24 protein-coding genes and 2 tRNA genes are annotated in these 26,369 nt (G+C 64.5%); 7 read left to right on the top strand and 19 right to left on the bottom strand.

The window, feature by feature from the left end; genetic code table 11:
• Positions 1-20: 20 nt before the first annotated feature.
• The 5 genes from clpX to CH268_RS13870 all read right to left on the bottom strand — a co-directional run bounded on the left by clpX (position 21) and on the right by CH268_RS13870 (position 4,575).
• Positions 21-1,301, bottom strand: coding sequence for an ATP-dependent Clp protease ATP-binding subunit ClpX (gene clpX / locus CH268_RS13850; protein WP_027497577.1), 1,281 nt, complete (start codon positions 1,299-1,301; stop codon positions 21-23).
• Positions 1,302-1,597: 296 nt separating this feature from the next.
• On the bottom strand, positions 1,598-2,239 hold the full coding sequence (locus CH268_RS13855; RefSeq protein ID WP_008715342.1) for an ATP-dependent Clp protease proteolytic subunit: 642 nt from the start codon (positions 2,237-2,239) through the stop codon (positions 1,598-1,600).
• Positions 2,240-2,286: 47 nt separating this feature from the next.
• The gene (locus tag CH268_RS13860) at positions 2,287-2,937 is read right to left on the bottom strand and encodes an ATP-dependent Clp protease proteolytic subunit (protein WP_072692168.1); all 651 of its coding nucleotides are present in this window, start codon (positions 2,935-2,937) and stop codon (positions 2,287-2,289) included.
• Positions 2,938-3,020: 83 nt separating this feature from the next.
• Positions 3,021-4,400, bottom strand: coding sequence for a trigger factor (gene tig / locus CH268_RS13865; RefSeq protein ID WP_032368208.1), 1,380 nt, complete (start codon positions 4,398-4,400; stop codon positions 3,021-3,023).
• A gap of 101 nt (positions 4,401-4,501) precedes the next feature.
• Positions 4,502-4,575 (bottom strand) — tRNA-Pro (locus tag CH268_RS13870).
• A gap of 170 nt (positions 4,576-4,745) precedes the next feature.
• Here CH268_RS13870 and CH268_RS13875 point away from each other — a divergent pair.
• Positions 4,746-4,819: transfer RNA gene (locus CH268_RS13875), tRNA-Gly, on the top strand.
• 112 nt (positions 4,820-4,931) lie between these two features.
• Entirely contained in the window at positions 4,932-5,696 is a 765-nt protein-coding gene (locus CH268_RS13880) for a hypothetical protein (RefSeq protein WP_094664655.1), read from the top strand.
• On the opposite strand, the gene CH268_RS13885 is transcribed toward CH268_RS13880, so the two are convergent.
• Together CH268_RS13885 and CH268_RS13890 are read right to left on the bottom strand one after the other, a co-directional pair.
• Positions 5,693-6,487 carry an Fpg/Nei family DNA glycosylase gene (locus tag CH268_RS13885; RefSeq protein ID WP_032368209.1) on the bottom strand — a complete coding sequence of 265 codons (795 nt, stop codon included), beginning with the start codon at positions 6,485-6,487 and terminating at the stop codon, positions 5,693-5,695. The genes CH268_RS13880 and CH268_RS13885 overlap by 4 nt on opposite strands.
• Positions 6,488-6,967 (bottom strand): ribose-5-phosphate isomerase, encoded by a 480-nt coding sequence (locus CH268_RS13890; RefSeq protein WP_032374451.1) that lies wholly within the window; start codon positions 6,965-6,967, stop codon positions 6,488-6,490.
• 19 nt (positions 6,968-6,986) lie between these two features.
• Between CH268_RS13890 and CH268_RS13895 the strand changes: the two genes are divergently transcribed.
• Complete coding sequence (locus CH268_RS13895; RefSeq protein ID WP_094664775.1) at positions 6,987-7,646, top strand: DUF429 domain-containing protein; 660 nt, start codon at positions 6,987-6,989, stop codon at positions 7,644-7,646.
• Positions 7,647-7,742: 96 nt separating this feature from the next.
• Here the strand turns inward: CH268_RS13895 and CH268_RS13900 are convergent, their stop codons facing one another.
• Complete coding sequence (locus CH268_RS13900) at positions 7,743-8,360, bottom strand: mycothiol-dependent nitroreductase Rv2466c family protein (protein ID WP_032368211.1); 618 nt, start codon at positions 8,358-8,360, stop codon at positions 7,743-7,745.
• A 157-nt stretch (positions 8,361-8,517) separates the two neighbouring features.
• On the opposite strand from CH268_RS13900, the gene pepN reads away from it, so the two are divergent.
• Complete coding sequence (gene pepN, locus CH268_RS13905) at positions 8,518-11,091, top strand: aminopeptidase N (RefSeq protein WP_094664657.1); 2,574 nt, start codon at positions 8,518-8,520, stop codon at positions 11,089-11,091.
• Positions 11,092-11,208: 117 nt separating this feature from the next.
• Here pepN and CH268_RS13910 read toward each other — a convergent pair whose 3' ends face one another.
• The 3 genes from CH268_RS13910 to CH268_RS13920 all read right to left on the bottom strand — a co-directional run bounded on the left by CH268_RS13910 (position 11,209) and on the right by CH268_RS13920 (position 12,670).
• Positions 11,209-11,688, bottom strand: a complete 480-nt coding sequence (locus CH268_RS13910; RefSeq protein ID WP_032368213.1) for a DUF5130 family protein — start codon at positions 11,686-11,688, stop codon at positions 11,209-11,211.
• On the bottom strand, positions 11,675-11,926 hold the full coding sequence (gene ctaJ, locus CH268_RS13915; protein ID WP_027497587.1) for an aa3-type cytochrome oxidase subunit CtaJ: 252 nt from the start codon (positions 11,924-11,926) through the stop codon (positions 11,675-11,677). Before ctaJ ends, CH268_RS13910 begins: the two co-directional genes overlap by 14 nt.
• 81 nt (positions 11,927-12,007) lie before the next feature.
• A complete protein-coding gene (locus CH268_RS13920) occupies positions 12,008-12,670 on the bottom strand; it encodes an HNH endonuclease (protein ID WP_174557300.1) in 663 nt (220 codons plus the stop codon).
• Positions 12,671-12,901: 231 nt separating this feature from the next.
• Between CH268_RS13920 and CH268_RS13925 the strand changes: the two genes are divergently transcribed.
• Together CH268_RS13925 and CH268_RS13930 are read left to right on the top strand one after the other, a co-directional pair.
• Positions 12,902-13,861, top strand: coding sequence for a mechanosensitive ion channel family protein (locus tag CH268_RS13925; RefSeq protein WP_045841372.1), 960 nt, complete (start codon positions 12,902-12,904; stop codon positions 13,859-13,861).
• 50 nt (positions 13,862-13,911) lie between these two features.
• Positions 13,912-14,307, top strand: a complete 396-nt coding sequence (locus CH268_RS13930) for a globin (RefSeq protein ID WP_027497590.1) — start codon at positions 13,912-13,914, stop codon at positions 14,305-14,307.
• Positions 14,308-14,355: 48 nt separating this feature from the next.
• Here the strand turns inward: CH268_RS13930 and CH268_RS13935 are convergent, their stop codons facing one another.
• Complete coding sequence (locus CH268_RS13935; protein ID WP_048318592.1) at positions 14,356-14,817, bottom strand: cupin domain-containing protein; 462 nt, start codon at positions 14,815-14,817, stop codon at positions 14,356-14,358.
• 189 nt (positions 14,818-15,006) lie between these two features.
• Between CH268_RS13935 and CH268_RS13940 the strand changes: the two genes are divergently transcribed.
• Complete coding sequence (locus CH268_RS13940; protein WP_441346975.1) at positions 15,007-16,614, top strand: glycoside hydrolase family 13 protein; 1,608 nt, start codon at positions 15,007-15,009, stop codon at positions 16,612-16,614.
• 42 nt (positions 16,615-16,656) lie between these two features.
• On the opposite strand, the gene CH268_RS13945 is transcribed toward CH268_RS13940, so the two are convergent.
• The 7 genes from CH268_RS13945 to CH268_RS13975 form a co-directional block, all read right to left on the bottom strand.
• Complete coding sequence (locus tag CH268_RS13945) at positions 16,657-17,346, bottom strand: hypothetical protein (protein WP_027497593.1); 690 nt, start codon at positions 17,344-17,346, stop codon at positions 16,657-16,659.
• The gene (locus CH268_RS13950) at positions 17,339-17,803 is read right to left on the bottom strand and encodes an acyl-CoA thioesterase (RefSeq protein ID WP_045841282.1); all 465 of its coding nucleotides are present in this window, start codon (positions 17,801-17,803) and stop codon (positions 17,339-17,341) included. The genes CH268_RS13945 and CH268_RS13950 overlap by 8 nt, the downstream gene beginning before the upstream one ends.
• Before the next feature lie 42 nt (positions 17,804-17,845).
• Complete coding sequence (locus CH268_RS13955; RefSeq protein ID WP_094664661.1) at positions 17,846-22,678, bottom strand: NAD-glutamate dehydrogenase; 4,833 nt, start codon at positions 22,676-22,678, stop codon at positions 17,846-17,848.
• A 135-nt stretch (positions 22,679-22,813) separates the two neighbouring features.
• Positions 22,814-23,230, bottom strand: coding sequence for an acyl-CoA thioesterase (locus tag CH268_RS13960; RefSeq protein ID WP_094664663.1), 417 nt, complete (start codon positions 23,228-23,230; stop codon positions 22,814-22,816).
• Between the two features lies 1 nt (position 23,231).
• Positions 23,232-24,911, bottom strand: a complete 1,680-nt coding sequence (gene ettA / locus CH268_RS13965) for an energy-dependent translational throttle protein EttA (protein WP_027497597.1) — start codon at positions 24,909-24,911, stop codon at positions 23,232-23,234.
• Positions 24,912-25,036: 125 nt separating this feature from the next.
• The gene (gene ssb, locus CH268_RS13970; protein ID WP_048318588.1) at positions 25,037-25,525 is read right to left on the bottom strand and encodes a single-stranded DNA-binding protein; all 489 of its coding nucleotides are present in this window, start codon (positions 25,523-25,525) and stop codon (positions 25,037-25,039) included.
• A gap of 165 nt (positions 25,526-25,690) precedes the next feature.
• Positions 25,691-26,350, bottom strand: a complete 660-nt coding sequence (locus CH268_RS13975) for an IMPACT family protein (RefSeq protein WP_094664665.1) — start codon at positions 26,348-26,350, stop codon at positions 25,691-25,693.
• Positions 26,351-26,369: the final 19 nt, after the last annotated feature.

Raw genomic sequence — 26,369 nt, forward strand, 5'->3', positions numbered from 1 at the left:
CGGTGTCGTACCGGAGCTGGTCAGGCCGACTTGTCGCGTCGCTCCGGGCGTTCCGGCTTGCGCGGAACGATGGTCGGCAGGACGTTGTCGTTGACCGTCTCGGCCGTGACCACGACCTTCTCCACGTCGTCCCGGCTCGGGATGTCGTACATCACCGGAAGCAGCACTTCTTCCATGATCGCGCGCAACCCACGAGCACCGGTGCCACGCAGGATCGCCTGATCGGCAATTGCCTCGAGTGCCTCGGACGTGAACTCGAGCTCGACGCCGTCCATGTCGAAGAGTCGACGGTACTGCTTGACCAACGCGTTCTTCGGTTCGGACAGGATAGTGACCAGTGATTCCTTGTCCAGGTTGGTCACCGACGCGATCATCGGGAGACGACCGATGAACTCGGGGATCAAACCGAACTTGATCAGATCCTCGGGCATCACCTCGGCGAAGTGATCCTGCGTGTCGATCTCGGCCTTGGAACGCACCTCGGCTCCGAAGCCGAGACCGCGCTTGCCGACGCGATCGGACACGATCTTCTCGAGACCGGCGAAAGCACCGGCGACGATGAAGAGCACGTTGGTGGTGTCGATCTGGATGAACTCCTGGTGCGGATGCTTACGTCCGCCCTGCGGCGGGACGCTGGCCTGGGTACCTTCCAGGATCTTCAGCAGTGCCTGCTGCACGCCTTCACCGGAGACATCGCGCGTGATCGACGGGTTCTCGCTCTTGCGAGCGATCTTGTCGACCTCGTCGATGTAGATGATGCCGGTCTCGGCCCGCTTGACGTCGTAGTCCGCGGCCTGGATGAGCTTGAGCAGGATGTTCTCGACATCCTCACCCACGTACCCGGCTTCGGTCAGTGCGGTGGCGTCGGCGATCGCGAACGGCACGTTGAGCATCTTGGCGAGGGTCTGGGCCAGATACGTCTTGCCGCACCCGGTGGGACCGAGCATCAAGATGTTCGATTTGGCCAGCTCGACGGATTCGCCGCGCACATCGCGCGCCTTGTCGCCGGCCTGAATGCGCTTGTAGTGGTTGTAGACAGCGACGGCCAACGTGCGCTTCGCAGCGTCCTGGCCGATCACGTAGTTCTCGAGAAAGTCCTTGATCTCGGAAGGCTTGGGCAGGTCGTCGAGCTTGACTTCGCTCGATTCGGCCAACTCCTCCTCGATGATCTCGTTGCACAGGTCGATGCACTCGTCGCAGATGTACACCCCTGGTCCTGCAATGAGCTTCTTGACCTGCTTTTGGCTCTTGCCGCAGAACGAGCACTTCAGCAGATCGCCACCGTCACCGATGCGTGCCATTCGGAGGTTCCTACTTCCTTGTCCGCGTACGACCCGGCCGACCGCATACGCGGAAGGACGGGCTACTTCTCGATCGATGGCATGCCGAGTTCGAGATGCTCCGACCGAGTTCTTGGATGCGACGCTACCCGTGTTCGCCGAACATGGGCGGGTTGTTTCCGGTGATTCGCCGCCCGTTTTCACCAATCACGGCATTCGGGGCGTGAATCGAGACAGCCGGGCCGAGTTGTCCACTCGTGCCCGGCGTCCGATCGTCTGCCGGACCGCGAGGCGATCCGACCGGTGGTACTTGCGTGCTACTTCTGAGCCGACAGCTTGCGGTACTCGAACACGGTGTCGATGATGCCGTAGTCCTTGGCCTGTTCGGCGGTGAGGATCTTGTCGCGATCGGTGTCCTTGCGGATCACGTCGGGATCCTTGCCGGTGTGGCGGCCGAGGGTGGTCTCCATGAGTCGACGCATGCGTTCGATCTCGGCGGCCTGGATCTCGAGGTCCGAGACCTGGCCCTGGATTCCGCCGCTCGAGGGCTGGTGGATCAGCACTCGTGCGTTCGGCAGAGCCGCGCGCTTGCCGGGGGTGCCGGCGGCGAGCAGTACCGCGGCAGCCGAAGCAGCCTGGCCGAGGCACACTGTCGCCACGTCGGCGCGGACGTACTGCATCGTGTCGTAGATGGCCATCAACGAGGTGAACGAGCCACCGGGCGAGTTGATGTACATCGTGATGTCACGGTCGGGGTCGAGGCCCTCGAGCACCAGCAGCTGTGCCATGACGTCGTTGGCAGACGCATCGTCGACCTGGACGCCGAGGAAGATGATGCGCTCCTCGAACAGCTTGTTGTACGGGTTCGACTCCTTGACGCCGTAGCTCGAGTGCTCGACGAAGGACGGAAGGATGTACCGCGAGGACGGCAACTGGTTGGGATCGAACAGGTTTGTCATCGTTTCTCCAAGATGTGAGTGATCGAGGGTCGCCGGTAGCGGCCGAATTACTCGCCGACTCCGCCGGCCTGCCGCGCGCGGCTGACGACGTGATCCACGAACCCGTATTCCTTGGCCGCCTGTGCCGTGAACCACCGGTCACGGTCGGAATCCTCGGTGATCTGCTCGACGGTCTGGCCGGTGTGCTGAGCGATGAGCTCGGCCATCTCACGCTTGGTGTGCGCGAACTGCTCGGCCATGATCGCGATGTCCGAAGCGCTGCCGCCGATACCGGCCGAAGGCTGATGCATCATGATGCGCGCGTGCGGAAGGGCGTACCGCTTGCCCTTCGCACCGGCCGAGAGCAGGAACTGGCCCATCGAGGCAGCCAAGCCCATCCCGTAGGTGGCGATATCGCACTCGGCGAATTCCATGGTGTCGAAGATCGCCATACCTGCGGTGACCGAGCCACCGGGCGAGTTGATGTACAGCGAGATGTCGCGGGTGGGGTCCTCGGCCGACAGGAGCAGGATCTGCGCGCACAACTTGTTGGCGATGTCGTCGTCGACCTGGGTACCGAGGAAAATGATGCGGTTTTGAAGCAGACGCTCGTACACGGAGTCGCTGAGATTCAGCCCTGCTGCGGCCGAAGTCATGACGGGACTCTGCTCGTGCGAAGCCGCCGGATTCTGAACAGTCACGGTACCTGCCTTTTCCATAACAAATCGTTGGTTCCTGACACAGACACTAACGAAGGACGGCGGCTCCGGAGTCCCGGAACCGCCGTCGTTCGCTGTGAGCGTTACTTCTCTTGTTCGCCCTCGGAAGAATCAGCTGCTTCGACCTCGTCGGGAGCATCGGCAGGGCTGCCGAACAGCTCGGCGGTGTCGACGCTGGCTCCGTTGGTGTCGGTCACGGTGACGCGCTCGACGACCGAGGCAAGCGCCTTGCCGCGCTTGACGTCGGCGAACACGGCACCGAGCTGGTTGGCCTGCTGCACCTGCTGGATGAACTGCTCGGGCGGCATGCCGTAGCGCTGGGCCTGGAAGATGATCCGCTCGGTCAGCTCGTCCTGACCGACCTGAGTGTTCTCTGCCTCGGCGATGGCGTCGAGCAGAAGCTGGGTGCGCACCGACTTCTCGGCACCCTCCTTGACGTCCTTGTCGAACTCCTCGCGGCTCGAACCCTGCGACTCGAGCAACTCGGCGAGCGCTTCCTCGTTGTGATCGAGGCCGTGGATGGCCTCGTGCACCTGGGAATCGACCTCGGCCTTGACGACGGCCTCGGGAGCCGGAATCTCGAGGGTCTCGAGCAGCGTCTCGAGCACCTTGTCGCGGATCTGACCGGCCTGCTCGACCTTCGCGACTCGCTCGACGCGCGTCTTCAGATCGGCGAGCAGCTCGTCGAACGTGTCGAACTCGCTGGCGAGCTGGGCGAACTCGTCGTCGGCCTCGGGCAGCTCGCGCTCCTTGACGGAGACGACCTTGACCGTGACGACGGCTTCCTTGCCCGCGTACTCACCGGCAACGAGCGTGGAGGTGAATTCCTTCGACTCGCCGGCCGAGACGCCGATGATCGCGTCGTCGAGGCCCTCGATGAGCTGACCGGAGCCGACCTCGTGGGACAGTCCGCTCGCGGTGGCCTCTTCGACGTTCTCGCCGTCGACCGTGGCCGAGAGATCGATGGACACGAAGTCGCCGGACTGAACCGGGCGATCGACACCGGTGAGGGTTCCGAAACGCTGACGGAGCGACTGCAGCTGCTCGTCGACGGCTTCGTCCTTGATCTCGAGCGGATCGACAACGACGCTGATGGTCGAGTAATCCGGCAGCTCGATCTCGGGACGCACGTCGACCTCGGCGGTGAACGTGAGCTCGGTGCCGTCTTCGATCTTGGTGATCTCGATCTCGGGCTGGCCGATGACCTTGACCTTCTCGTTGGTCACGGCCTCGGAGTAGCGAGAGGGAAGAGCGTCGTTGACGACCTGCTCGAGTACTGCACCACGGCCGACTCGCGCCTCGAGCAACTTGGCCGGAGCCTTGCCGGGACGGAATCCGGGGAGGCGGATCTGCTGAGCCAAAGCCTTGTACGCGCGGTCGAAATCAGGCTTGAGCTCCTCGAAGGGCACCTCAACGTTGATACGGACTCGCGTCGGGCTCAGCTGCTCGACGGTGCTCTTCACGGGACATGCTCCTTTGTGGTGATTCTTGCTTGCTGGCAGTTCTGGCTTGCTGTCTTCCGCTCGCCACGAGCACGGTGAGCCGTGCCCGCGGCTCTCATTTGTCGGGGTGACAGGAATTGAACCTGCGACCCTCCGCTCCCAAAGCGGATGCGCTACCAAGCTGCGCCACACCCCGTCGTACGGACACCATTGAACAGCAACCGATAGTAGCCCCTCATGGGCGCCCCACCCATGACGTTCCGTGAGACCGGGCTCGACGGGCCGGTTTGGAATCCGGCAACCGCTTTGGGTACAGTCTTGAAACGCAGGCGACGGAACTGGCGATCCCACGACTGTTGTTTGCACGCCGATGTAGCTCAATGGTAGAGCCCCTGTCTTCCAAACAGGCTACGCGAGTTCGATTCTCGTCATCGGCTCCATCGAAAAGCCCCGCACTTCACGAGTGCGGGGCTTTTTCGTGTCCGCGTATCGTCGACAGTGTTCGAGTGAATCGGACGAACTGGACACGTATCGCCGACGGAAGGCTCAGAAGTGGAAATCGTCCTGATCGTCATCGTCGTGGCCGTAGTGGCACTGCTGGTGCTTCGCAGCAAGAAGAACTCCGCCGCAGCCGCGGCCACCGCACTGGCCGATGCGAAGGCCGACGCCCGCCAGTCGATCGAACGGCTCGGCGGCCAGGTCTACAACCTCGTGGGCTCCGACACCGCATCCAAGCAGGCCCTGGCCGACGCATCCGAGCGCAATATCGCAGCAGGCTCGCAAATCGACCAGGCGACAACCGTCGAACAGGCGAGGCTGGCCAAGCAGACCGCGTTGGAAGGGCTCTATTACATTCGCGCAGCGCGCCTGGCGATGGGCATGGACCCGGGCCCCGAGGTGCAGGGCATCGACGGCCAACAGCAGGCAGGCCGTGTCACCGAGGAACGCAAGGTCGACTTCGAGGGACGAGAGATCGCGGCCTCACCGGACCCGTCGGACCGGACCCCGAACTACTACCCCGGCGGACGAGTGGCGGGCCGACCCGTCCCCGCAGGCTGGTACTCCGAACCGTGGTGGCGTCCGGCCTTGGTCGCCGGCGCATGGGGAATGGGCTCGATGTTCCTGTTCTCAGCGATGTTCTCCGGCATGGCCGGGGTTCCGGACGAGACCGCAGCGGGTGGCGACCTGGGTGCGGACGGTTCCGACGGGGGTGCTGGTGACAATTACGACGGTGGCGACACGGAATACGGTGCCATCGACGACGGGGGCGGCGACATGTTCGGCGACGGCGGCGGAATGGACTTCGGCGGCCTCTAGGTCGCCTGACAGACGGGGCACCAGAACAGGTTTCGCGCCTGCATCGTCGAGTGCAGGATCTCGGCTCCGCACACGCGGCACGGGAGGCCTTCCCTGCGGTAGACGTACGAACGCGGTCGGCGGGCACCGTAGGTGTCACCGTGATCGTCCTCGGGCCGGATGGTGATGATGCGACCGCGCCGAACACCGATGGCCATGAGGTCCACGAGATCCAGCCAGATGGCGTCCCACTCGGCTCGATCGAGGTCCTTTCCGGGCCGCATCGGGTTGATCTCGTGCCGGAAGAGGATCTCGGCGCGGTAGACGTTGCCGACGCCGGCGAGCACCTTCTGATCCATCAGCAACGTGCCGATGGCCGTGCGTGACTTGGATATTCGTGCCCAGGCCGCATCCGGGTCCGCATCTTTGCGGAGCGGGTCCGGCCCCAGACGCGCCAGGAGGGCGTCGACCTGCTGCTCGGTGTAGATCTCGCAGGCCGTCGGGCCGCGCAGGTCGGCACCGTACTTCTCCCCCACGATGCGCAGACGCACCGCACCGACCGGATCATCCAGTGGCACAGCGTGTTCGGTGAACTTTCCGTACAGGCCGAGGTGAATGTGCACGATCAGGTCGGATTCGTAGCGGTGCAGCAGATGCTTGCCCCACGCCTCGGCCTTCTCGAGGACGAGGCCGTCGATCAGCGCGGCACCGGAAACGAACCGTCCCTGGGGACTGCTCGCCTCCACCGGTGCCCCGCCGAACCGACGTTGATGCAACCGAGCGAGTCGGTGCAGGGTATGCCCTTCGGGCACTTACTCGGGCTTTCCCGGAACCTCGGGTGCTTCGCCGCTGCGCTCGTACTCGGACAGGATGTCGATGCGACGCTGGTGGCGCTCCTCGCCCGAGAACGGGGTGCCGAGGAACGCGTCGACGATGGCCAGTGCTTCGGGCAACGTGTGCATGCGGCCGCCGATGCCGATGAGCTGCGCATCGTTGTGTTCGCGAGCCAACTTTGCCGTCTCGACGCTCCACGCGAGGGCACAGCGTGCGCCCGGCACCTTGTTCGCGGCGATCTGCTCGCCGTTTCCGGATCCGCCGAGCACGAGGCCGCGACTGCCCGGATCGGCGACGACGCGACGTGCTGCGTCGATGCAGAAGGCCGGGTAGTCGTCGACCGGGTCGTAGTCGAACGCACCGCAGTCGACGGGCTCGTGCCCGGTTGCCGTCAGGTGTTCGATGATCTGATTCTTGAACTCGAGGCCGGCGTGGTCGGCACCCAGGTATACGCGCATGCCTAGAGTCTGACAGGTGATGTCACGAGCCGAGAAATTCGCCGGTGTCGACGGCGCGAAGGGTGCGTGGGTGGTCGCAGTGTTCGACGGCACGAGAGTGACGTGGACGGCCTGCTCCTCCGTCTCCGACGTGTTGGAGCACACCCGAGACTGCGCGCGAGTGGGCGTCGACATGCCGCTGTCGCTACCCGTGGACGGTTATCGCGTCAGCGAACTGGAGGCGAAGAAGTTCCTGGGGACGGCGCGCAGTTCGATCTTTCACACCCCGGTCGCGGACGTTCTGGGCGCGGTGTCGTACGAACAGGCGTGCTCGATCTCGCGGTCGAAGACCGGCAAGGCGATCAGTAAACAAACGTGGCACATCTTGCCCGCGGTCCGGGCGTGGCGAGATTCGGACTTCGATCCGGAACGGTACGTCGAAGTGCATCCCGAATGCTCGTTCAGGGCGATGTCACCGACCACGGTCTACGCATCGAAGAAGACCGGCCGCGGCGTCGGGCAACGGTTGGCCGCACTGACACGATGGACCGGGGATCTCGATCTGGACGACCTGCCGAACGGGCCGCTCGTCGACGACATCCTCGATGCCGCCGCAGCGGCGTGGTCGGCCAGGCGCTTCCATTTCGGCGAGCATCTGACGTTCGGCACCGACAGCGGCTCGGATCGAATCGTCGCCTGACCCCCGTGCGTGAACTGGCCCCTCATGCGTGAACTAGCCCCTCGTGCGTGAAAGTTCGGCTCCTGCTACGAGTTTCCACGCACGAGGGTCTCGCGATCAGTCGAACTGCGGGTCCTCGTTGCGGGTGCGCTTGAGCTCGTAGAAGTGCGGGTACGCCGCGAAGATCACCGACGCGTCCCACAACTTGCCTGCCTCTTCACCGCGTGGAATCCGCGAGAGCACAGGGCCGAAGAACGCCACGCCGTTGACGTGAATGGTGGGAGTGCCCACATCGGGGCCGACCTTGTCCATTCCTGCGTGGTGGCTGGTGCGCAGGTCCTCGTCGTAATCGGTGCTCTCGGCTGCCGAGGCGAGATCGGCGGGCAAGTCGAGTTCGGCCAAGGACTCTCGGATGACGACGTCGAAATCCTTGTTGCCCTCGTTGTGGATTCGCGTGCCCATGGCCGCGTACAGCGGCGCGAGGATCTCGTCGCCGTTGCTCTTCGCCGCGGCGATCGCCACCCGCACCGGACCCCACGCCTTCTTCATCATCGCGGCGTACTCCTCGGGCAGGTCGCGGCCCTCGTTGAGGACGGCCAAGCTCATGACGTGGAAGTTGACGTCGATGTCGCGCACCTGCTGGACCTCGAGAATCCAACGGGAGGTGATCCAGCACCATGGGCACAGCGGGTCGAACCAAAAATCAGCGGTGTCTTTCTGTCCTGAACCGGCCACTGTCTGCTCCTCGAAAGTCGATGTCGCTGTCTCTTCATGTCGTAACACCCGGCAACCGCGCGGACATTCCACGCGACCCGTCAGCCAGCGCGCGCCACGGCGGACGTGATGGGATGGACGGCACTACCCATAACTACACGAAGAGGTGTCGACTGAAGTGGTTGCTCCCAACCTGACGCGTGACCAAGCCTCCGAGCGCTCGGCGATCATCGGGGAAACGAAGTACGCGATCGTTCTCGATCTCACCGACGGCGAGGGCAATCCCGGCGAGAAGACGTTCCGCTCGCTCACCACCATCACGTTCGCCGCGACCGCCGGAGCGTCGACTTTCGTGGACATCGTCGCAGGCACCATCCGGTCGGCGACGCTCAACGGCACAGCGCTCGACACGACGAGCTACGACGAGTCGACGGGGCTGGCTCTGGTCGATCTCGCCGAGCACAACGAACTCGTGGTCGATGCCGACTGCGTCTACTCGCACACCGGCGAAGGCCTGCACCGTTTCGTCGATCCGTCGGACGGTTCGGTGTACCTGTACTCGCAGTTCGAGACTGCGGACGCCAAGCGCATGTTCGCGTGCTTCGATCAACCCGATCTCAAGGCCACGTTCGACCTGAAGGTCACCGCTCCCGAGAGCTGGACCGTCATCTCCAACGCAGCGCACGGTGCCGAGCCGGCCGCAGGTGAGCACGTGTTCGACACGACGCCGCTGATGAGCACATACCTGGTTGCTCTGATCGCCGGTCCCTACGCCGAGTGGACCGATTCGTACACCGACGATCACGGCACCATCCCTCTCGGAATCTACTGCCGCGCATCCCTTGCCGAACACATGGATGCCGAGCGACTGTTCACCGAGACGAAGCAGGGTTTCGGTTTCTACCACGAGAACTTCGGCACCCCGTATGCGTTCGGCAAGTACGACCAGCTGTTCGTGCCCGAATTCAACGCCGGAGCCATGGAGAACGCCGGGGCCGTCACGTTCCTCGAGGATTACGTCTTCCGGTCCAAGGTGACGCGGTACTCCTACGAGCGACGCGCCGAGACCGTGCTGCACGAGATGGCGCACATGTGGTTCGGCGATCTGGTGACGATGACATGGTGGGACGACCTGTGGCTCAACGAGTCGTTCGCGACGTTCGCCTCCGTGTTGTGCCAGTCCGAGGCGACCGAGTACACCAACGCGTGGACGACGTTCGCCAACGTCGAGAAGGCCTGGGCATACCGACAGGACCAGCTGCCCTCGACGCACCCCATCGCCGCGGACATCCCCGATCTGGCCGCCGTGGAGGTCAACTTCGACGGCATCACGTACGCCAAGGGTGCCAGCGTGCTCAAGCAGCTGGTTGCGTACGTCGGTAAGGAAGACTTCCTGGCCGGGTTGCGGGCCTACTTCGTCGATCACGCCTTCGCCAACGCAACGTTCTCGGATCTGCTTGCGGCACTGGAGAAGTCATCGGGTCGCGATCTCTCCGATTGGGGTGCGCAGTGGCTGCGGACCACCGGCCTCAATACTCTGAGCCCCGATTTCGACGTCGACTCGGAGGGCAGGTTCACCCGGTTCGCAGTGTCGCAGACCGGCGCAGCACCGGGCGCGGGCGAGCATCGCGTACACCGCATCGCAATCGGCATCTACGACGACGTCGACGGCAAGTTGGTGCGTACCGACCGCGTCGAGCTGGACCTCGATGCTGCCGAATCGACGAATGTCGAAGCGCTCGTAGGTGTATCGCGCGGCAAGCTCGTGCTGGTCAACGACGACGACCTGACGTATTGCGCAGTGCGGCTCGATCCGGATTCGCTCGGTGTTCTCGTCGATCGGATCGGCGACATCGCCGAGTCGCTCCCCCGCACTCTCGCCTGGTCGGCCGCATGGGAAATGACTCGGTCCGCCGAGATGAAGGCACGCGACTTCGTGGCTCTGGTCCAGCGCGGAATCGGTAGCGAGACCGAAGTGGGTGTGGTGCAACGCCTTCTGCTCCAGGCGCAGACGGCTGTCACCAGCTACGCCGATCCGGCGTGGGCGGCAGAACACGGAGTCCCGGAGTTCGCCGACGCAGTGCTCGAGCTGGCCCGCGGTGCCGAGTCGGGCTCGGATCACCAGTTGGCGTTCGTCAACGCCCTCACCGGTACCGAACTCAGCGAGCGCCATGTCGAGGTATTGCGCGCCCTCCTGGACGGTGACGCCCAGGGGCAGTCCTTGGCCGGACTCGACATCGATACGGATCTGCGGTGGCGCATCGTCACCGCCCTTGCGGCGGCCGGAGCCATCGATGCCGACGGGCTCGATTCGCCGGTCATCGACGCCGAAGCCGAGAAGGACAACACCGCCGCCGGAGCGCGGTCGGCTGCCGCTGCACGAGCTGCGCGTCCCAGTGCCGAGGTGAAGGAGCGGGCATGGACGACCGTCGTCGACGACGACGCGGTTCCGAACATCACGGCGCGGTCGATCATCGGTGGTTTCGCGGGCCCTGGCCAGGGCGAACTGCTCGAGCCGTACGTCGACCGCTACTTCGAGGCGATCGACGGCGTGTGGGCTCGTCGATCCAGTGAAGTCGCACAGACCGTCGTGGTGGGCCTCTACCCATCGTGGTCGATCAGCGAGCAGTCGTTGGCCGCAGCCGACAGGTTCCTCGATGGCGATCTTCCACCCGCTCTGCGCCGACTGGTGATCGAAGGCCGCGCCGGAGTCGTTCGGGCACTCGCGGCCCGGGCATACGACGCCGGCTGATCGCAGGTACACATACGACGAGAGCCGGTTGCGTCTCACCCGCGAAGGTGAGATGCAACCGACCCTCGTCGTCGCCGGGACCGCCGGCCGAGAACTACGGGGATGGAGCGCGACGAGCTACGGCGCGAGGATGGATGCTGCCATCACGCGGACCGAGGTCACGAGACCGTCGATGAGGTTGCCGTCGCGGAACGGGCCGAGCGCAGCGGTGACGCCGAGCTGAGCAACCCGATCGGTAGCACGGTTCGAGACTCGCTTTCCGGTGCGGATCTCGAGCGCGTGCCGGTTGGGGTCGACAGCGATCAGAACCGAACGAATCGCATCGGGGGTGCCGGGGAAGACCGAATCCGCTCCCGCAGCCGGATCGACTCCCAGGTCACCGACGTAGATGTTGAACCGAATCTTCGTCTTCCGGGTCGCCTCGCTCAGTGCGTCGTCGAGCGCGACCAGATCCTGCGTCGCGAAAGGCAGGTGCTCCGGGCTCGGCGTGCCGAACTCGTGTGCCACCGATACGCGACCACTCGCCGTCAGCGCAGCCCCGAACGGCAGGTCCTCTTCTCGGATGTCACCGCCACGTACCAGTTCACCACTTGCCACTTGCAGCACCTCCGATCGAATCGGCTGTGTCCGCGTCGTGCGATCCGTGGCCTCCGAACGGAGTCACCTCGTCCGTAGCGCTCCACAGCAATGGCTCGCGCGTCCACTCGTCCGTCAGCCGGTACGGAGCGACGTCCATCCCCGGCTGCTTGTCGGTCAAGTAGGACAGCGCGCCGACGATTCCGATCACCGCAACCGGAATCACCCCGAATATCAGCGTGGTCTCCAAAATGCTCACGGGGTGTGACGTTAGTCGACAATTGCCCGTCGGACCACGTCGGGGCCGGTGTTGTGACCGAAAAGAGCCAACGGCCGACAGTCAGGCAGCACCTTCGCCGAGGTACGCCAACCAGCTCGGGTCCAACTCCTTGGTGGTCGCCAGCAGACGCCAGTGCGGGCCCTTCGGCGGCACGAGCTGGGCTCGCAACGTCCACCCGATCTCACTGAGCAGCTTGTCCGCCTTGCGGTGATTGCAGGAGGCGCAGCACGCCACGCAGTTCTCCCACGAGTGGCCGCCGCCGCGGCTGCGAGGCACGACGTGATCGACGGTCTCGGCCTTGCTGCCGCAATAGGCGCAGCGGAATCTGTCGCGATGCATCAGTGCCGCGCGCGTCATCGGCACCCGCGCTCGATAGGGAACTCGGACGAACGTGCGCAATCGAATCACCGACGGCACCTGGACGGAGTAATCGGCCGACCGGATGAACGGCCCCTCCGGATCGTCGTGGATCACGTCGGCCTTGCCGCAAACGAGAAGAACCACCGCCCGGCGCATCGGAAGCGCGGTCAGTGGTTCGAAAGTTGCGTTGAGCAGCAGCACACGGCGCTTGACCCACGCCGGGACGGCGTCGTCGCCCGTGGCGTTGTGGGCCGTCGGCACCACGCGCAGCGGAGAAGCCCCCGAGGCCGTCTCACGCTGGTCGTGCGTGGTGCGGCCCTCAGTGGGCGGGAGTTGTCGGTGGCGGTGTTGAGAGTTCTTCATGCATTACTCCAGGGAGTGTCGGCGCCCGCGCATGGCTTGCGTGGAACACGGTTCACAGTGGAACACGAATACACCGCCCGCGCACAGCCTTTTTCTGCGCATTTTCTGTTGCCGATCGGTGAACATTCCGGTTTCCGATCGGCGAGTTCGAGGATCGATACCGCTATGCGCTGCGCGACTGGCAAGATTTCTGTGTCTCCGTAGACTTTTCGGGTGGCTGTATCAACCCTTCTGTCCGTATCGCCGTTACCCGAACCTTCGCTGCTGCGAGAGCTCGACACCCGAGCATTCGAACTGACCGACACCGGACGCGACTGGCTGGTCGACCGTCCGTTGCAGATCCTCGGCTATCTGGTTCTGGCGATCGTGCTCAGGCTCGTGTTGCACCGAATGATCGACCGCTTCACTCGACACGACGCCGGCCGATCACCTGCACTTCTCCGGCCGTTACGCGACCGGTCCTCGGGAACGGTGAAGGGCGAGATACTCAACGAACGGCGCAGACAGCGGGCCAACACGATCGGTTCGGTACTCCGATCTGCGGTGTCGGTCATGATCCTGACCTGGTTCGTGCTGTCGGTGCTCGACGTCGTGGGTGTGAACGTCGCCCCGTTCATCGCGTCGGCGGGGATCGTCGGTGTCGCCCTCGGTTTCGGTGCGCAGAACCTGGTCCGCGACTTCCTGTCCGGAATCTTCATGCTTCTCGAGGATCAGTACGGGGTCGGCGACGTCGTCGATCTCGGTGAGGCGATCGGCACGGTCGAAAGCGTGGGATTGCGCGTCACCACGATCAGAGATGTCAACGGCACCGTGTGGTACTGCCGAAACGGTGAAGTTCTGCGGGTGGGCAACATGAGCCAAGGGTTCGCGGTAGCTGTCCTCGACCTCCCCGTCTCCCACACGGCCAACATCGACGAGGCCTGCGCGGTGGCCGAGAGAACCACCAACGAGGTCGTGGACTCCGGCGACTTCGACAGTGACATCCTCGAACCCCCGGAGATGCTCGGCGTCAATGCCGTCAGCGCCGATACCGTGACCATCCGAATCACGATCAAGACCCGACCCGGCCGCCAATGGGCGGTGCAGCGTCGCCTCCACCGCGACATCCTGCAGTCGTTCGACGATGCCGGTATCAAAGCCCCGTATGCGCTGGGCCGTCCGGGTGGGGTTGCAGTCGAGAGCAGCAGCTGAGGGACAATGAGCGTGACCGACGCCGACGAGGAACGAACAGAGAGAGTGTGATGACCGAACCGCAGCAGACGTTCTACGACGCGGTCGGCGGTGCGGAGACGTTCCGGTTGCTCACGGCGAAGTTCTACGAGGAAGTGGCCAAGGACGAGATCGTGCGGCCCCTGTATCCAGAGGAGGACCTGGCACCGGCCGAACGGCGGATGCGAATGTTCCTCGAGCAGTACTGGGGCGGGCCTCGTACGTACTCCGACGAACGTGGTCATCCACGACTGCGGATGCGGCACAACCCGTTTCGGATCGGGCCGCTCGAACGTGACGCCTGGCTTCGATGCATGCACATCGCGATCGCCTCGATCGACCCGGCCGTCCTGGATTCTGCGCACCGAACGCAACTCGTCGACTACATGGAGATGGCCGCCAATTCGATGATGAACTCGGCAATCTGAGAGCTACGGCGTCACGTACTACGGCGTCACGAACTACAGCGTCACGAACTACAGCGATGCGCCTCGCCGCAGGCCCGCTGCGCCACCTCGGAGGCGGCCGAGCCGGCGGCGGAGCGAGCCGGCTACCCCGAGCACGAAGCTCAGCGGCGCGGGCAGGTGCTGCCGCAAGATGGCATGCTTACGCACGTAGTTGTCGACGCGCCATTCCGACCAGGTGCCGGCGCGGAACAACGCCGCGTCGCCGGGGACCAGAGTCCGGGGCGCGTGATCTTCGCTGGACACCACGACCGACCCGTCCATGATGTGGACGATCTCGTCGACCGCGAAGTACCACCGAAAGCGTCCGGCCGTGCAATCCCACACATTGGTGGTCGTGGTGCCGTCGGTACTCCTGGACCACTCCGCGACGCGAGCCCGCGGGTTTCCCTCGAGGATCCACGTGGGTTCGATGGGACTGTCGGAGAGCGAAACATCTTCCAGCCGCACGGCTTCTATGGTCGAGGTTCTCATGATGTCGTCGCGTCCTCACCGTCGGGCGCGGCGCCGGCCGCTGCACGTTTTACGTTGCAGAACATACAACACTTTCCAAACGTGGGGATACGTGTCGGTCATGTGAATGAGCACAATCCTTTACCTTCCGATCGACCGCCAGTGCAGGGTGCCGGGTGCACCCCAGCGCCCTCGAATCGTTCGCAGCCCATTCGTTTGGCACTATTGCCAGTTGTGACCGATCCGATCGAAAGCACCGAGTTGTCGTGGTGGCAGGACGCCGTCTTCTACCAGATCTATCCCCGGTCGTTCGCAGATGCGAACGGTGACGGAATCGGTGATCTCGACGGCATCAGAGACAAGCTCGGCTACCTCGAATTGCTCGGTATCGACGCCATCTGGATCGGACCGATCACGCGGTCGCCCATGGCCGATCACGGCTACGACGTTTCCGACCCCCGAGACATCGACCCCATGTTCGGCAGTCTCGAGATCTTCGACGCGTTGCTCGACGAGGCGCACGCCCGCGACATCAAGGTCACGATGGATCTGGTGCCCAATCACACCAGTGACGAACACCGGTGGTTCCAGGCGGCTCTGAACGCCCCTCGTGGCAGCGCCGAGCGAGCGCGCTACATCTTTCGAGACGGGCTCGGCGACGACGGTTCGCAGCCGCCGAACAACTGGCCGAGCATCTTCGGGGGTCCCGCCTGGACGCGAGTCGACGAGAAGGACGGCTCCCCCGGTCAGTGGTACCTGCACATCTTCGCGCCCGAACAACCGGATCTGAACTGGGACAACCCCGAGGTCTTCGACGACTTCGCGCGCACACTTCGGTTCTGGCTGGACCGAGGCGTCGACGGATTTCGACTCGACGTCGCCCACGGCATGGCAAAACCTGCCGAGCTGGCCGACATGAGCCTCGAGTTCAACGCACTGATGAAGAACGACGACGACGATCCCCGGTTCAACAACCCCCGAGTCCACGAACTGCACCGCCGCATCAGAGCCGTCATGAACGAATACCCCCACGCGGTGACGGTCGGCGAGATCTGGGTCCAGGACAACGTCCGGTTCTCCGAATACATCCGCCCCGACGAGCTGCACCTGGGCTTCAACTTCCGCTTGGCCAGTGTCGATTTCGACGCCGAGACCATCCGCGATGCGATCTCCAACTCGCTCGCGGCCGTCGAACTGGTCGGCGGCACCCCGACGTGGACACTGTCGAACCACGACGTCGAACGCGAGGTCACCAGATACGGCGACGGAGACCTGGGCTACCACCGGGCCCGGTCCATGATTCTCGTCGAATTGGCTCTTCCTGGAACAATTTTCGTCTACAACGGTGCCGAGCTCGGGCTACCGAACGTGCAGCTGCCCGACAGTGCCCTGCAGGACCCGGTGTGGGAGCGGTCCGGGCACACCGAGCGCGGACGCGACGGCTGCCGAGTCCCCATGCCGTGGGAGGGTGATGCCCCTCCGTTCGGGTTCTCCACCACCGATCGCACCTGGTTGCCGATGCCGCCGGAGTGGAAGGGTCTGACCGCCGAGGCGCAGCTCGAAGAGGTCGATTCGATGCTCAGCCTGTACCGCACGGCGTTCGAATTGCGCACCCTGCGGCCGGAGTTCACCGGCGGCGGAATCGATTGGTACGGTGCCCCTCCCGGGTGCCTGGCCTTCCGGCGCCGCGGGGGCTTGATCTGCGCCCTCAACGCCTCCGACGAGTCGATCCCACTCCCACCCGGCGAAGTGTTGCTGACCAGCACTCCGCTGGTAGACGGGATGCTTCCCGCGAACGCGGCCGCCTGGCTCGTCTGAGCCGGCTCGTCCGAACCGGCCGAACCGGCCGACCGGCCACGCTCAGCGTTCGACGGTGAGCGACAACTGTTGGCCCGGGCGGCGAACGAACACCGACCCGAACCTGGCATCGAGGCGCAACCACACCTTGGTGGCGCGTACTCGTACCACCTCTGCGGCGGCGATCCTCTCCGGGTCGACGTCGATCGTCAACGGATCGTTACCGTCGTGCGGCACGAAACCCATTGCGGTCAAAGCGAATACGGTGCGCATCGTGACCGAGACGTCGTCGCCGTCACCGGTCACGTGCAACACCTGCTGTTCGAGCAACGAGCTCGGCGGCCCGTGACTGCTGCCGTGTTCCTTCGCCAGTGCGGCACCGCGCTGTGCGAGTCCGATGAGCACCCGCGCGGGGACGTCGTCGAGATGCTCGAATCCGCTGTCGGGAGGAAGGGTGCCACGCCAGGCGGAGTCCATCGAGAAACCCGGGTCGATCACGCCGTCGTCCGCGTTCTGCAGAGCGGACACCAACACATCGGCACCCGCACTGGTGTCGTCGGGCACGATGGTTCCCGCAATCACCCGCGCGGCGAGCGCATCGAAACCGGTTGCCGCCCAACACGACACGCCCCCGCCGGCCCGAGTGCGCAACCGAACGACAGCAGCCTCGTCCAAGCGCAATGCCCTGCTGCAGAACGTCTGGAGGTTCTCCCGCTCGACCGCATCGGGAACGGTCAGAACGCGCTCATACACGCTGCCAACTCACCAGGAACTCGCGCTCGGCGGGAGTGAGCCGACGCAGTCGCTGCGCATCGATGTCGAACGCCGCGATCTGCGTCGACGCCACCACCGCTGCCGGCGTATCCAGCGACGCCCCGCGTGCCCGCACCTCGTACCCCACGACGAAGTCCACCGCGCGGACCGCATCGATCCACATGAAGACGTCGAGGGGTCCGTCCTCGTGTCGCAGCTGCCCGCGATACTTCACGTGCAGATCGGCAATGACGGCACCGTGACGCAGATTCGCAGTCGGCCTGCCGTCCACCAGCAGCCACGGGATCCGCGCCTCTTCGAGCAACGTCACCATTCGCGCGTGGTTGATGTGTTGATAAACATCCATATCCGACCACCGCACATCCACAGCGGCATGAAAGCCCACCCGCTCGGTGGCGGGTCGCTTGTCGGACAGATGGTCGTCGGGCACACTCACGCGGTCACTACCTCTTCTCGATCGAACGGAAGTTCCATGGTGTCAGGGAACCATGTTTCTCACCTGTCGGGCGGCAACCGAGAGTGTGGCCAGGTCCAGCGTCCCCGTCTCGGCGATCTCGGTGAGCGCTGCCCGCGAGCGGGCCAACCGCGACGAATTGGTCGATTCCCATTCGGCGATCTTCTCCGTGACCGACTCGTCGGGTTCGCCCGCGGCCAACACGGCCTTGGTGATTCCGCGAAGGGAGGCGTACAGATCGTCACGAAGAGCCAAGCGCGCCAACGAATGCCATCGATCGCCGCGGGCAAGCTTCGAGACCGCGGTGAGCAACCAGTCGATGCCGATGTGCGCGTCGAGCGCGAAGTAGAGCTCGGCCACCTCCGCCCCGTCCCGGTCGACGATGTCGGCGATATCGATGATGTCGAGCAGGCAATACACGTCGAGCAAGCCGTAGATCCGACGTGCCAGCTCGGCCGGAGCACCTCGTTCCATCGCGGCCCCCGAACGCCGGTCCAAATCGACCGCCTGGTGACCGGAGATCCACGACGCGACCCGCGGCTGCAGAGCGCGAACCTGCCCGGCATAGCGACTGATCTCGGCCCCGACCGCCAACGGCTGCGGCCGATTGGCCAACAGCCACCGGGATACTCGATCGAGCATGCGACGCGATTCGAGCAGCAGCTCGGCCGACACTGCGGTGGGTACGTCGGCCGCACGAATCGAATCCCACACCTCGTCGAGGCCGAAGATTTCGGTGGCCGCGGCGAATGCCCGGATGGCGTCGGTGCCTGCGGCACCGGAGTCCTCGGTCAACCGATACGGGTAGGTGATTCCGCCACAGTCGATGGCCTCGTTGGCGAGCGTCGTCGCCACCAGTTGACGCCGGAGCGGATGCGCCTTGATGGCATCTGCGTACGGATCCCGCAGTGGCTCGGGAAAATACTTGGGTAGCCGGGGGGCGAAGACGTCGCTGTCGGGAAGCTCGCTGTCGAGCAGTTCCGCTTCCAGTGCCAATTTCACGTGCGCCATCAACGTCGCGAGTTCCGGCGACGTCAGTCCACGCCCGTCTTGCTTGCGACGACGGAGATCGGCCTCGGTGGGCAGAGCCTCGAGCTCCCGGTCGAGCCCTCGACGCGTCTCCAGATCCTCGATGACCCGGCTGTGCACCGTCACCAGATGGGGTGCGTCGAATCTGGACGTACCGAGCAACTCGTTCTGCATGATGTTGTCCCACAACACCAATCGCCCGACCTCGTCGGTCATGGACGCAAGCAGCTCATCGCGGTCTTCGCGCGCCAGGTTTCCGTTGGTGATGGCAGTCTCGAGCAGGATCTTGATGTTGACTTCGTGATCGGAACAGTCGACGCCCGCCGAGTTGTCGACGGCGTCGGTGTTGATCTTGCCGCCGGCTGCGGCGTACTCGATCCTGCCCAGTGCGGTGGCACCGAGGTTTCCGCCCTCCCCCACCACGGCCGCCCGCACATCCACGCCGTCGACCCGCACTGCGTCGTTGGCCTTGTCGCCGACTTCGGCGTTGCTCTCACTGGAAGCCTTGATGTAGGTGCCGATTCCGCCGTTCCACAACAGATCGGCGGGGGCCTTCAGAATCGCGTTCACCAACTCGGGTGGTGACAGTGCAGCAACCGATTCGTCCAACCTGAGGGCCGAACGTGCTGCGGCGCTGATGGGTACGGATTTGCGGGTCCGCTCCCACACCCCTCCGCCGGCACTGATGAGCGAGGTGTCGTAGTCCGCCCACGACGACCGCGGCAGGGCGAACAAGCGCTCCCGCTCGACGAACGACGACTCCCGATCGGGGTCGGGGTCGAGAAAGATGTGCCGGTGGTCGAACGCCGCGAGCAAGCGAATGTGTCGGCTCAGCAGCATGCCGTTACCGAATACGTCTCCGCTCATGTCGCCGACACCGACAACCGTGAAATCCTGACTCTGCGTGTCGATTCCGAGCTCACGGAAGTGCCGCTTGACGCTCTCCCACGCACCCTTCGCGGTGATTCCCATGGCTTTGTGGTCGTATCCGGCGGATCCACCGGATGCGAAGGCGTCACCGAGCCAGAATCCGTACTCGGCAGCGATGCCGTTGGCCATGTCGGAGAAGGTCGCGGTGCCCTTGTCCGCCGCGACGACGAGGTAGGTGTCGTCTCCGTCGCGGCGCACCACCCCGGTAGGTACCGATACCGACCCGGTAGCGCGGTCGAGATTGTCGGTGATGTCGAGCAACCCGGCGATGAACAGCCGGTAGCAGGCTTTGCCTTCCTCGGCGTACGCCTGTCGATCCCGGTCGGCTTCACCTGTGGTCACCGGAGGACGCTTGACGACGAATCCGCCCTTGGCCCCGACAGGCACGATGACTGCGTTCTTGACCATCTGAGCTTTTGCCAGACCGAGAATTTCCGTCCGGAAGTCCTCCCGTCGATCGGACCAGCGCAACCCACCTCGGGCCACTGCACCGAACCTCAGATGCACCCCCTCGACGCGCGGGGAGTACACGAAGATCTCGAACGTGGGCTTCGGTTTGGGCAGCTCCGCGATGGACTGCGGGTCGAACTTGAGCGAGAGGTACGGGCGATGTGCACCGTCGGATCCCACCACGAAGTGGTTGGTGCGCAACGTCGCCCGAATGAGCTCGAACATGCTGCGCAGAATGCGGTCGGCATCGAGACTGACGACCTCGTCGATCAGCTCGCCGAGCTGAGTTTCGATGGCCTGCGCGTCCGCCTCGGCACTGGTCTCGGGGTCGAACTGCGCCTCGAACAGTCCGACGAGCAGCCGCGCGGTACGCGGATGCGCCAGGAGGACGCCCTCGATGTTGAACTGACTGTAGGGAAAACCCGCCTGCCGCAGGTACTTGGCGTAGGCACGCAACACCACGGCCTGCCGCCAGTGCAGACCTGCGCGCATCACCAGTTCGTTGAAACGATCCGCTTCTGCCGCGCCGCTCCACACGGCCGCGAATGCGTCGGTGAATCGGTGCTGGACCCGGCTCTCGCGATCGGCCGTGCCTGCCTCGGACAGCTCGGCGTCGAGGTCCCCGTCGATGGCCGAGCGCAACATCTCACGCGAGGCGGAGAGGCCGAAATCGTATATCCAGCAAGACATTCCGTCCGGACGCACCACCGGGTACGGCCGCTCGTCGTCGACCTCCACACCGAGACTCTGCAGAATGGGCAACACCTGGGACAGTGATACGCCCGCACCGCCGATGTACAGCGAGAAGCGCCAGCTACCCACGGCCGAGCGCTCGTTTCGGTAGAGCTGCATGTCGATCGCTTCGTCGCCGAGTGCTTCGAGGCGGGCAATGTCCGTGACGGCCCTGGCCGGACTGAAGTCCTGCTTGTACGCCTCGGGAAAAGCCTCGGTGTAGCGCTGAATGCGCGCCGGGTCGACGGCTCGGTCGAGAGACACGGCGTCACCCAACGAGTCCTCCCACGTCCGGGTGGTCTCGGTCAGCGCCGCTTCGATCCGGGTGATGTCGTCGGCGGACAGGTGGGGAGAGACGGTGCCCGGTGCGCGGCGCACCGTCACGTGCAGCAGCGCGAGATCCGATTCGGTGACGCGTGCGGTGTAGTCGAGCGAGGTACCACCGAGCTCTCCGAGCAGTCGGTCCTGGATCGCGAGTCGGACGCGAGTGGTGTAGCGATCTCGCGGCAGGTACACCAGAGCACTGACGAAAGACCCACTCGCATCGGGTCGCACGAACAGCTTCACCTTGCGCCGGCGACCCAGCGCCAGAACAGCACTCGCCGTTTCGAATAGCCACGAAGCAGAGGTCGCGAACAGTTCCGACCGCGGCATCGACTGCAGCACCTCGAGCATGGCCTGGCCGGAGAAGGACCCGAGATCATGGCCGGCCTTGGCGATCACCGACCGCACTCGACGCTCGATCACCGGAATGTCGAGGACGTTCTCGTGCAGCGCGGTGACGGTGAAGACACCGACGAATCGATGCTCGGCGGAGTCGTCGGCGTCGATCACACTGACGAAATAGGGGTAGACAGCACGATGAACCGTGGCGGGGTTCGGACCCTGCGTCAGAGCAACCAGGTCGCGCTCACCGACCGGTTCGGGTCCGTCTCCATGTTGACCGGCATCGCGCAGCACACCCAGGCTGCTCGATTCCACACCGGTTGCAGTTCGGTCACCGTCGCTACCGTCGATCGTGTATCTGCGGTAACCCAGCAGGGTGTAATGGCCGTCACCCAGCCAACGCAGCAAGGCAGCCGCATCCCGGTGTGCGACGGCTGGTTCGGAGTCGGTGTCGCCGGACGCCGCGGCGACACCGTCCAACCGATCGGCCACGGCAGCCTGCACGCGACGCATCTCGTCGGTGTCGCCGACGACCTGACGCACATCGGCGAGTACTCGACTCGTCTCGTCTTCCAGCTGCGCGACGGCATCGTCGGAGGTGGACGGGTGCAGCTGCACGTGTATCCAGGATTCGGCGATGCCGGCCGAGCTCAGCCCGACGAGCACTCCCTCTGCGTTCCGATCGACGGTGAGGATGGGATGAACGACGTCGGTGTATTCGATGCCGAGACGCGAGAGCAGCGACATGATCGATTCGACCAGCAACGGCATATCGTCGGTGACGATTTGTAGGTAGCTTCCCGCTACCTGCTGTGCTGCAGACTCGTTCGGTCGATGGACCGCCACATTCGCCGTCCCCGGCAGCCGCTCTGCGGCGAGCCGAACGTGCCGCCGAAAAGAGGTGATGTCGGGGGTATGCGCGGACACTGCGACCGCAGTGGCGTCGGTGTGCTCGAAATACTCCGTACGCAATGTCGCCAACTCGGCCACAAGCCTGTCGTCGAGCCCGTCGGCCCAGTCGTCGTCGGTCAGGTCAAGCGAGCGTGACATTGTTTTCGAGTACTCCCTCGTGAGGATTTCCCGACGCCCGCCGATCGCCGGTCGTCGATGACCCCTCGACCCTAGTGCGGGTGACCCCGCAATCGCAGAGATCTCGGGAACCAGCGCGTCAGGCCGATCCGGCAGTCACTGCGAATCGCTGTGGAGATACTCGCTCAGAGCAGTTCGTTCGTGGTCGCGCAGCGGCCTCGACGTGGACGTGTCAAGGTCGAAGGCCACCATCAGCGCCTCCGCGTCTGCGCACACCGTTCCGTTTCGATCGGTGACAACGTGTTGGACGCCGTACGAGGTGGTTCCGATACGAGTGATCCACAGCTCGATCACCAGCGGGCCGGAGTCGTCGAGGATCGGGTGCAGGAAGTTGGTGGTCAACGTTCGAACCACCACCGCGCCACGACCTTTCGAGCCCCCCAGGACCGCGTTCAGAAACTGAACGCGGCCTTCCTGGAGGTACTCGACGAACCGGGTGTTGTTGACATGCCCGAGGCGGTCGGAATCACCCCACCGCACCTGAAGTGTGCAGGTGAAGGTCTGTGCCGACATGTCAGTCTCGGGTCAGCTTCCGGTGCGTGACGCGGTGGGGACGCGCCGCGTCGGGACCGAGCCGCTCGACCTTGTTGGCCTCGTAGCCCTCGAAGTTGCCCTCGTACCAGTACCAGGCAGCCTCGTTGTCTCCGAAGCCGCCTTCCCACGCCAGGATGTGGGTGCAGGTGCGGTCCAGGAACCACCGGTCGTGCGAGATGACCACGGCGCAACCGGGGAATTCCTCGAGCGCGTTCTCGAGCGATCCGAGTGTCTCGACGTCGAGGTCGTTGGTCGGCTCGTCGAGCAGGATCAGGTTGCCGCCCTGCTTGAGCGTCATCGCCAGGTTCAGACGGTTGCGCTCACCGCCGGAGAGAACTCCGGCGGGCTTCTGCTGATCGTGGCCCTTGAATCCGAACGAACTGATGTACGCGCGCGACGGGAATTCCGAGTTGCCCACGGTGATGAAGTCCAGGCCGTCGGAGACCGTTTCCCAGACCGTCTTCTTCGAGTCGATGCCCGAGCGGTTCTGGTCGACGTAGCTGAGCTTGACGGTCTGTCCGATCTTCACCTCGCCGCCGTCCGGCTCCTCGAGCCCGACGATGGTCTTGAACAGCGTCGTCTTGCCGACACCGTTGGGTCCGATGACGCCGACGATTCCGTTGCGCGGCAACGTGAACGACAGATCCTTTATCAGCACGCGGCCGTCGAAGCCCTTGTCCAGGCTCTTGACCTCGACCACGACGTCGCCGAGGCGCGGCGGGTTGGGGATCTGGATCTCGTCGAAGTCGAGCTTCCTGGTCTTCTCGGCCTCGGCCACCATCTCGTCGTAGCGAGCCAGACGAGACTTGCTCTTGGCCTGGCGAGCCTTGGCACCGGAGCGAACCCAGGCGAGTTCGTCCTTGAGCCGCTTCTGGAGCTTCTGGTCCTTCTTGCCCGAGACCTCGAGGCGCTCGGCCTTCTTCTCCAGGTACGTCGAGTAGTTGCCCTCGTACGGGTACAGATGTCCGCGGTCGACCTCGGCGATCCACTGCGCGACGTGGTCGAGGAAGTACCGGTCGTGAGTCACGGCGAGAATGGCACCGGCGTAGGCGGCCAAGTGCTGCTCGAGCCACAGCACACTCTCGGCGTCGAGGTGGTTGGTCGGCTCGTCGAGCAGCAACAGGTCGGGCTTGCTGAGCAGCAACTTGCACAGGGCCACGCGACGCTTCTCACCACCGGAGAGGTTGGTGACCGGGGACTCGGGCGGCGGGCAACGCAGCGCGTCCATCGCCTGTTCGAGCTGCGAGTCGATCTCCCAGGCGTCGGCGTGGTCGAGCTTCTCCTGCAGCTCGCCCATCTCTTCCATGAGCTCGTCGGAGTAGTCGGTTGCCATCAGCTCGGCGATCTCGTTGTAGCGCTTGAGCTGGACCATCGTCTCGCCGAGGCCGTCCTCGACGTTCTCGCGAACGGTCTTGGTGTCGTCGAGAATCGGCTCCTGCATGAGAATGCCGACCGAGGCACCGGGAGCGAGGAACGCCTCACCGTTTCCGGGCTGATCGATTCCCGCCATGATCTTGAGGATGCTCGACTTACCGGCGCCGTTCGGGCCGACGACGCCGATCTTCGCTCCCGGGTAGAAGCTCATCGTCACGTCGTCGAGGATGACTTTGTCGCCGTGCGCCTTGCGCACCTTCTTCATGGTGTAAATGAATTCAGCCATGCCGCCCAGCTTATCGGTGCGGCCGCGTCGGAACACCATCGACCGAGTCCGCGCCGAGCCCACATCCGTCGTCCGCGGTCGTGCGCGGGTTGCATCCACCGGGGACGACGGATGTCGGCGGGCCGTCAGGCGGGTACCGCCTCGCGGACGTCGTCACCGATTCGATCGTGATCCGGCTCGTCCTCCGGTGGTTCGGCGGCACCCCGATCGTCGTCGGTGAGTGCCTCGTCTGCAGGTACTTCGGGCGCCACCGTCCTGGTCCGATGGATTGCCACGTTGCAGCGCGCAAGGTCCGGCCCGACGGCGCTCGCCCGCATCTCGAGGTCGGATCGTTCGACGCCGTCGCGATTGGTGTATTCGTTGGTGCGCAGCTGTCCGTAGGCGATGATCGGATCGCCCTTCATCAACGATGCGCCGACGCCGCGCACGAGTCGACGCCAGCACGTGACCGTGAGATAGAGGGTGCCGCCGTCGGTCCATTCACCGGTGTTGCGGTCCTGCCGTCGGGCATTGCTCGCCATCCGGAAGCTGAGGACCTCGTCGCCGGTGGGCGTGGAGCGCTTGACGGGATTGGTGATGACGGTGCCCACAACAGCGCACTGAGCTTCGTACATGGTGTCTTCCTCTCGATGAATGTCGCGTGATTGCGATCGAGATCGACACTGCTACGCCGGAGCCGCCCGTGACGGACGTGTTCGCGAAATGTGGACAACCGCTGGGCCTGTGGATGAACGTCCAGGATCGGCTGGTCATGACGCCACTCGTGTCGGACCGGTGTGCTACTCGGCTGTCTCTACGTAGACGTGCCCACCGATTGCCGGCACCACCCGTCCGGCGGTGAGCGAAGCCACCAGCGCTGCAGTCGAATCGGCGTCTGCGACGGCGACGGTGAGCACGGCTCGAGTGTCGTAGGCGGAATCGAGCACCGACGCCCCGTGTCCGCGTAGCTCCGATTCGACCCGTCCCACCTCGGCGTGGTCGAGTTCGAGGGTCAGCACGTCGCGTCGCTCTCGGGTGAGAAACCGAGCCTGGGCGAGTGCCTCGGTGACCGCACCGCCGTACGCGCGGGCCAATCCGCCGGTACCGAGCTTGGTGCCGCCGAAATATCTGCCGACCACCGCGACCACGTTGGTCAGCCCATGACCGCGCAACACCTCGAGCATCGGCGTTCCTGCCGTGCCGCTGGGTTCGCCGTCGTCGTTGGATCGCTCGATGCGGTGGGTCAAGCCTTCGTGGACGACAACGATGCCTGCAGCCGAGGATTCGACGATGAATGCCGAACAGTGATGTCCGGCAGTCGGATCCGCTTTCCGCGCCGCTGCGATGACCGCGCGAGCGTCGGCCTCGGTGCTCGCCCTGTCCACCACGGTGACGAACCGCGATCTCTTGACCTCGGTCTCGCACACAACCCGGCCGGCGATCGTTCGAAGCTCGCTCACGCGGCAGCCCAGCTCATGC

Origin of the sequence: Rhodococcus sp. 06-1460-1B (assembly GCF_002258475.1) — a bacterium.
Lineage (GTDB): Bacteria > Actinomycetota > Actinomycetes > Mycobacteriales > Mycobacteriaceae > Rhodococcoides > Rhodococcoides fascians.

Bases quoted from the DNA above. Each gene is read 5' to 3' on its own strand.
- CH268_RS13920 (WP_174557300.1), bottom strand. From the start codon at position 12,670: ATGAAGAACTCTCAACACCGCCACCGACAACTCCCGCCCACTGAGGGC.
- CH268_RS13935 (WP_048318592.1), bottom strand. From the start codon at position 14,817: ATGAGAACCTCGACCATAGAAGCCGTGCGGCTGGAAGATGTTTCGCTC.
- CH268_RS13895 (WP_094664775.1), top strand. From the start codon at position 6,987: ATGTCACGAGCCGAGAAATTCGCCGGTGTCGACGGCGCGAAGGGTGCG.
- ettA (WP_027497597.1), bottom strand. From the start codon at position 24,911: ATGGCTGAATTCATTTACACCATGAAGAAGGTGCGCAAGGCGCACGGC.
- CH268_RS13930 (WP_027497590.1), top strand. From the start codon at position 13,912: ATGACCGAACCGCAGCAGACGTTCTACGACGCGGTCGGCGGTGCGGAG.
- CH268_RS13860 (WP_072692168.1), bottom strand. From the start codon at position 2,937: ATGGAAAAGGCAGGTACCGTGACTGTTCAGAATCCGGCGGCTTCGCAC.
- CH268_RS13890 (WP_032374451.1), bottom strand. From the start codon at position 6,967: ATGCGCGTATACCTGGGTGCCGACCACGCCGGCCTCGAGTTCAAGAAT.
- ssb (WP_048318588.1), bottom strand. From the start codon at position 25,525: ATGTACGAAGCTCAGTGCGCTGTTGTGGGCACCGTCATCACCAATCCC.
- clpX (WP_027497577.1), bottom strand. From the start codon at position 1,301: ATGGCACGCATCGGTGACGGTGGCGATCTGCTGAAGTGCTCGTTCTGC.
- CH268_RS13960 (WP_094664663.1), bottom strand. From the start codon at position 23,230: ATGTCGGCACAGACCTTCACCTGCACACTTCAGGTGCGGTGGGGTGAT.
- CH268_RS13955 (WP_094664661.1), bottom strand. From the start codon at position 22,678: ATGTCACGCTCGCTTGACCTGACCGACGACGACTGGGCCGACGGGCTC.
- CH268_RS13855 (WP_008715342.1), bottom strand. From the start codon at position 2,239: ATGACAAACCTGTTCGATCCCAACCAGTTGCCGTCCTCGCGGTACATC.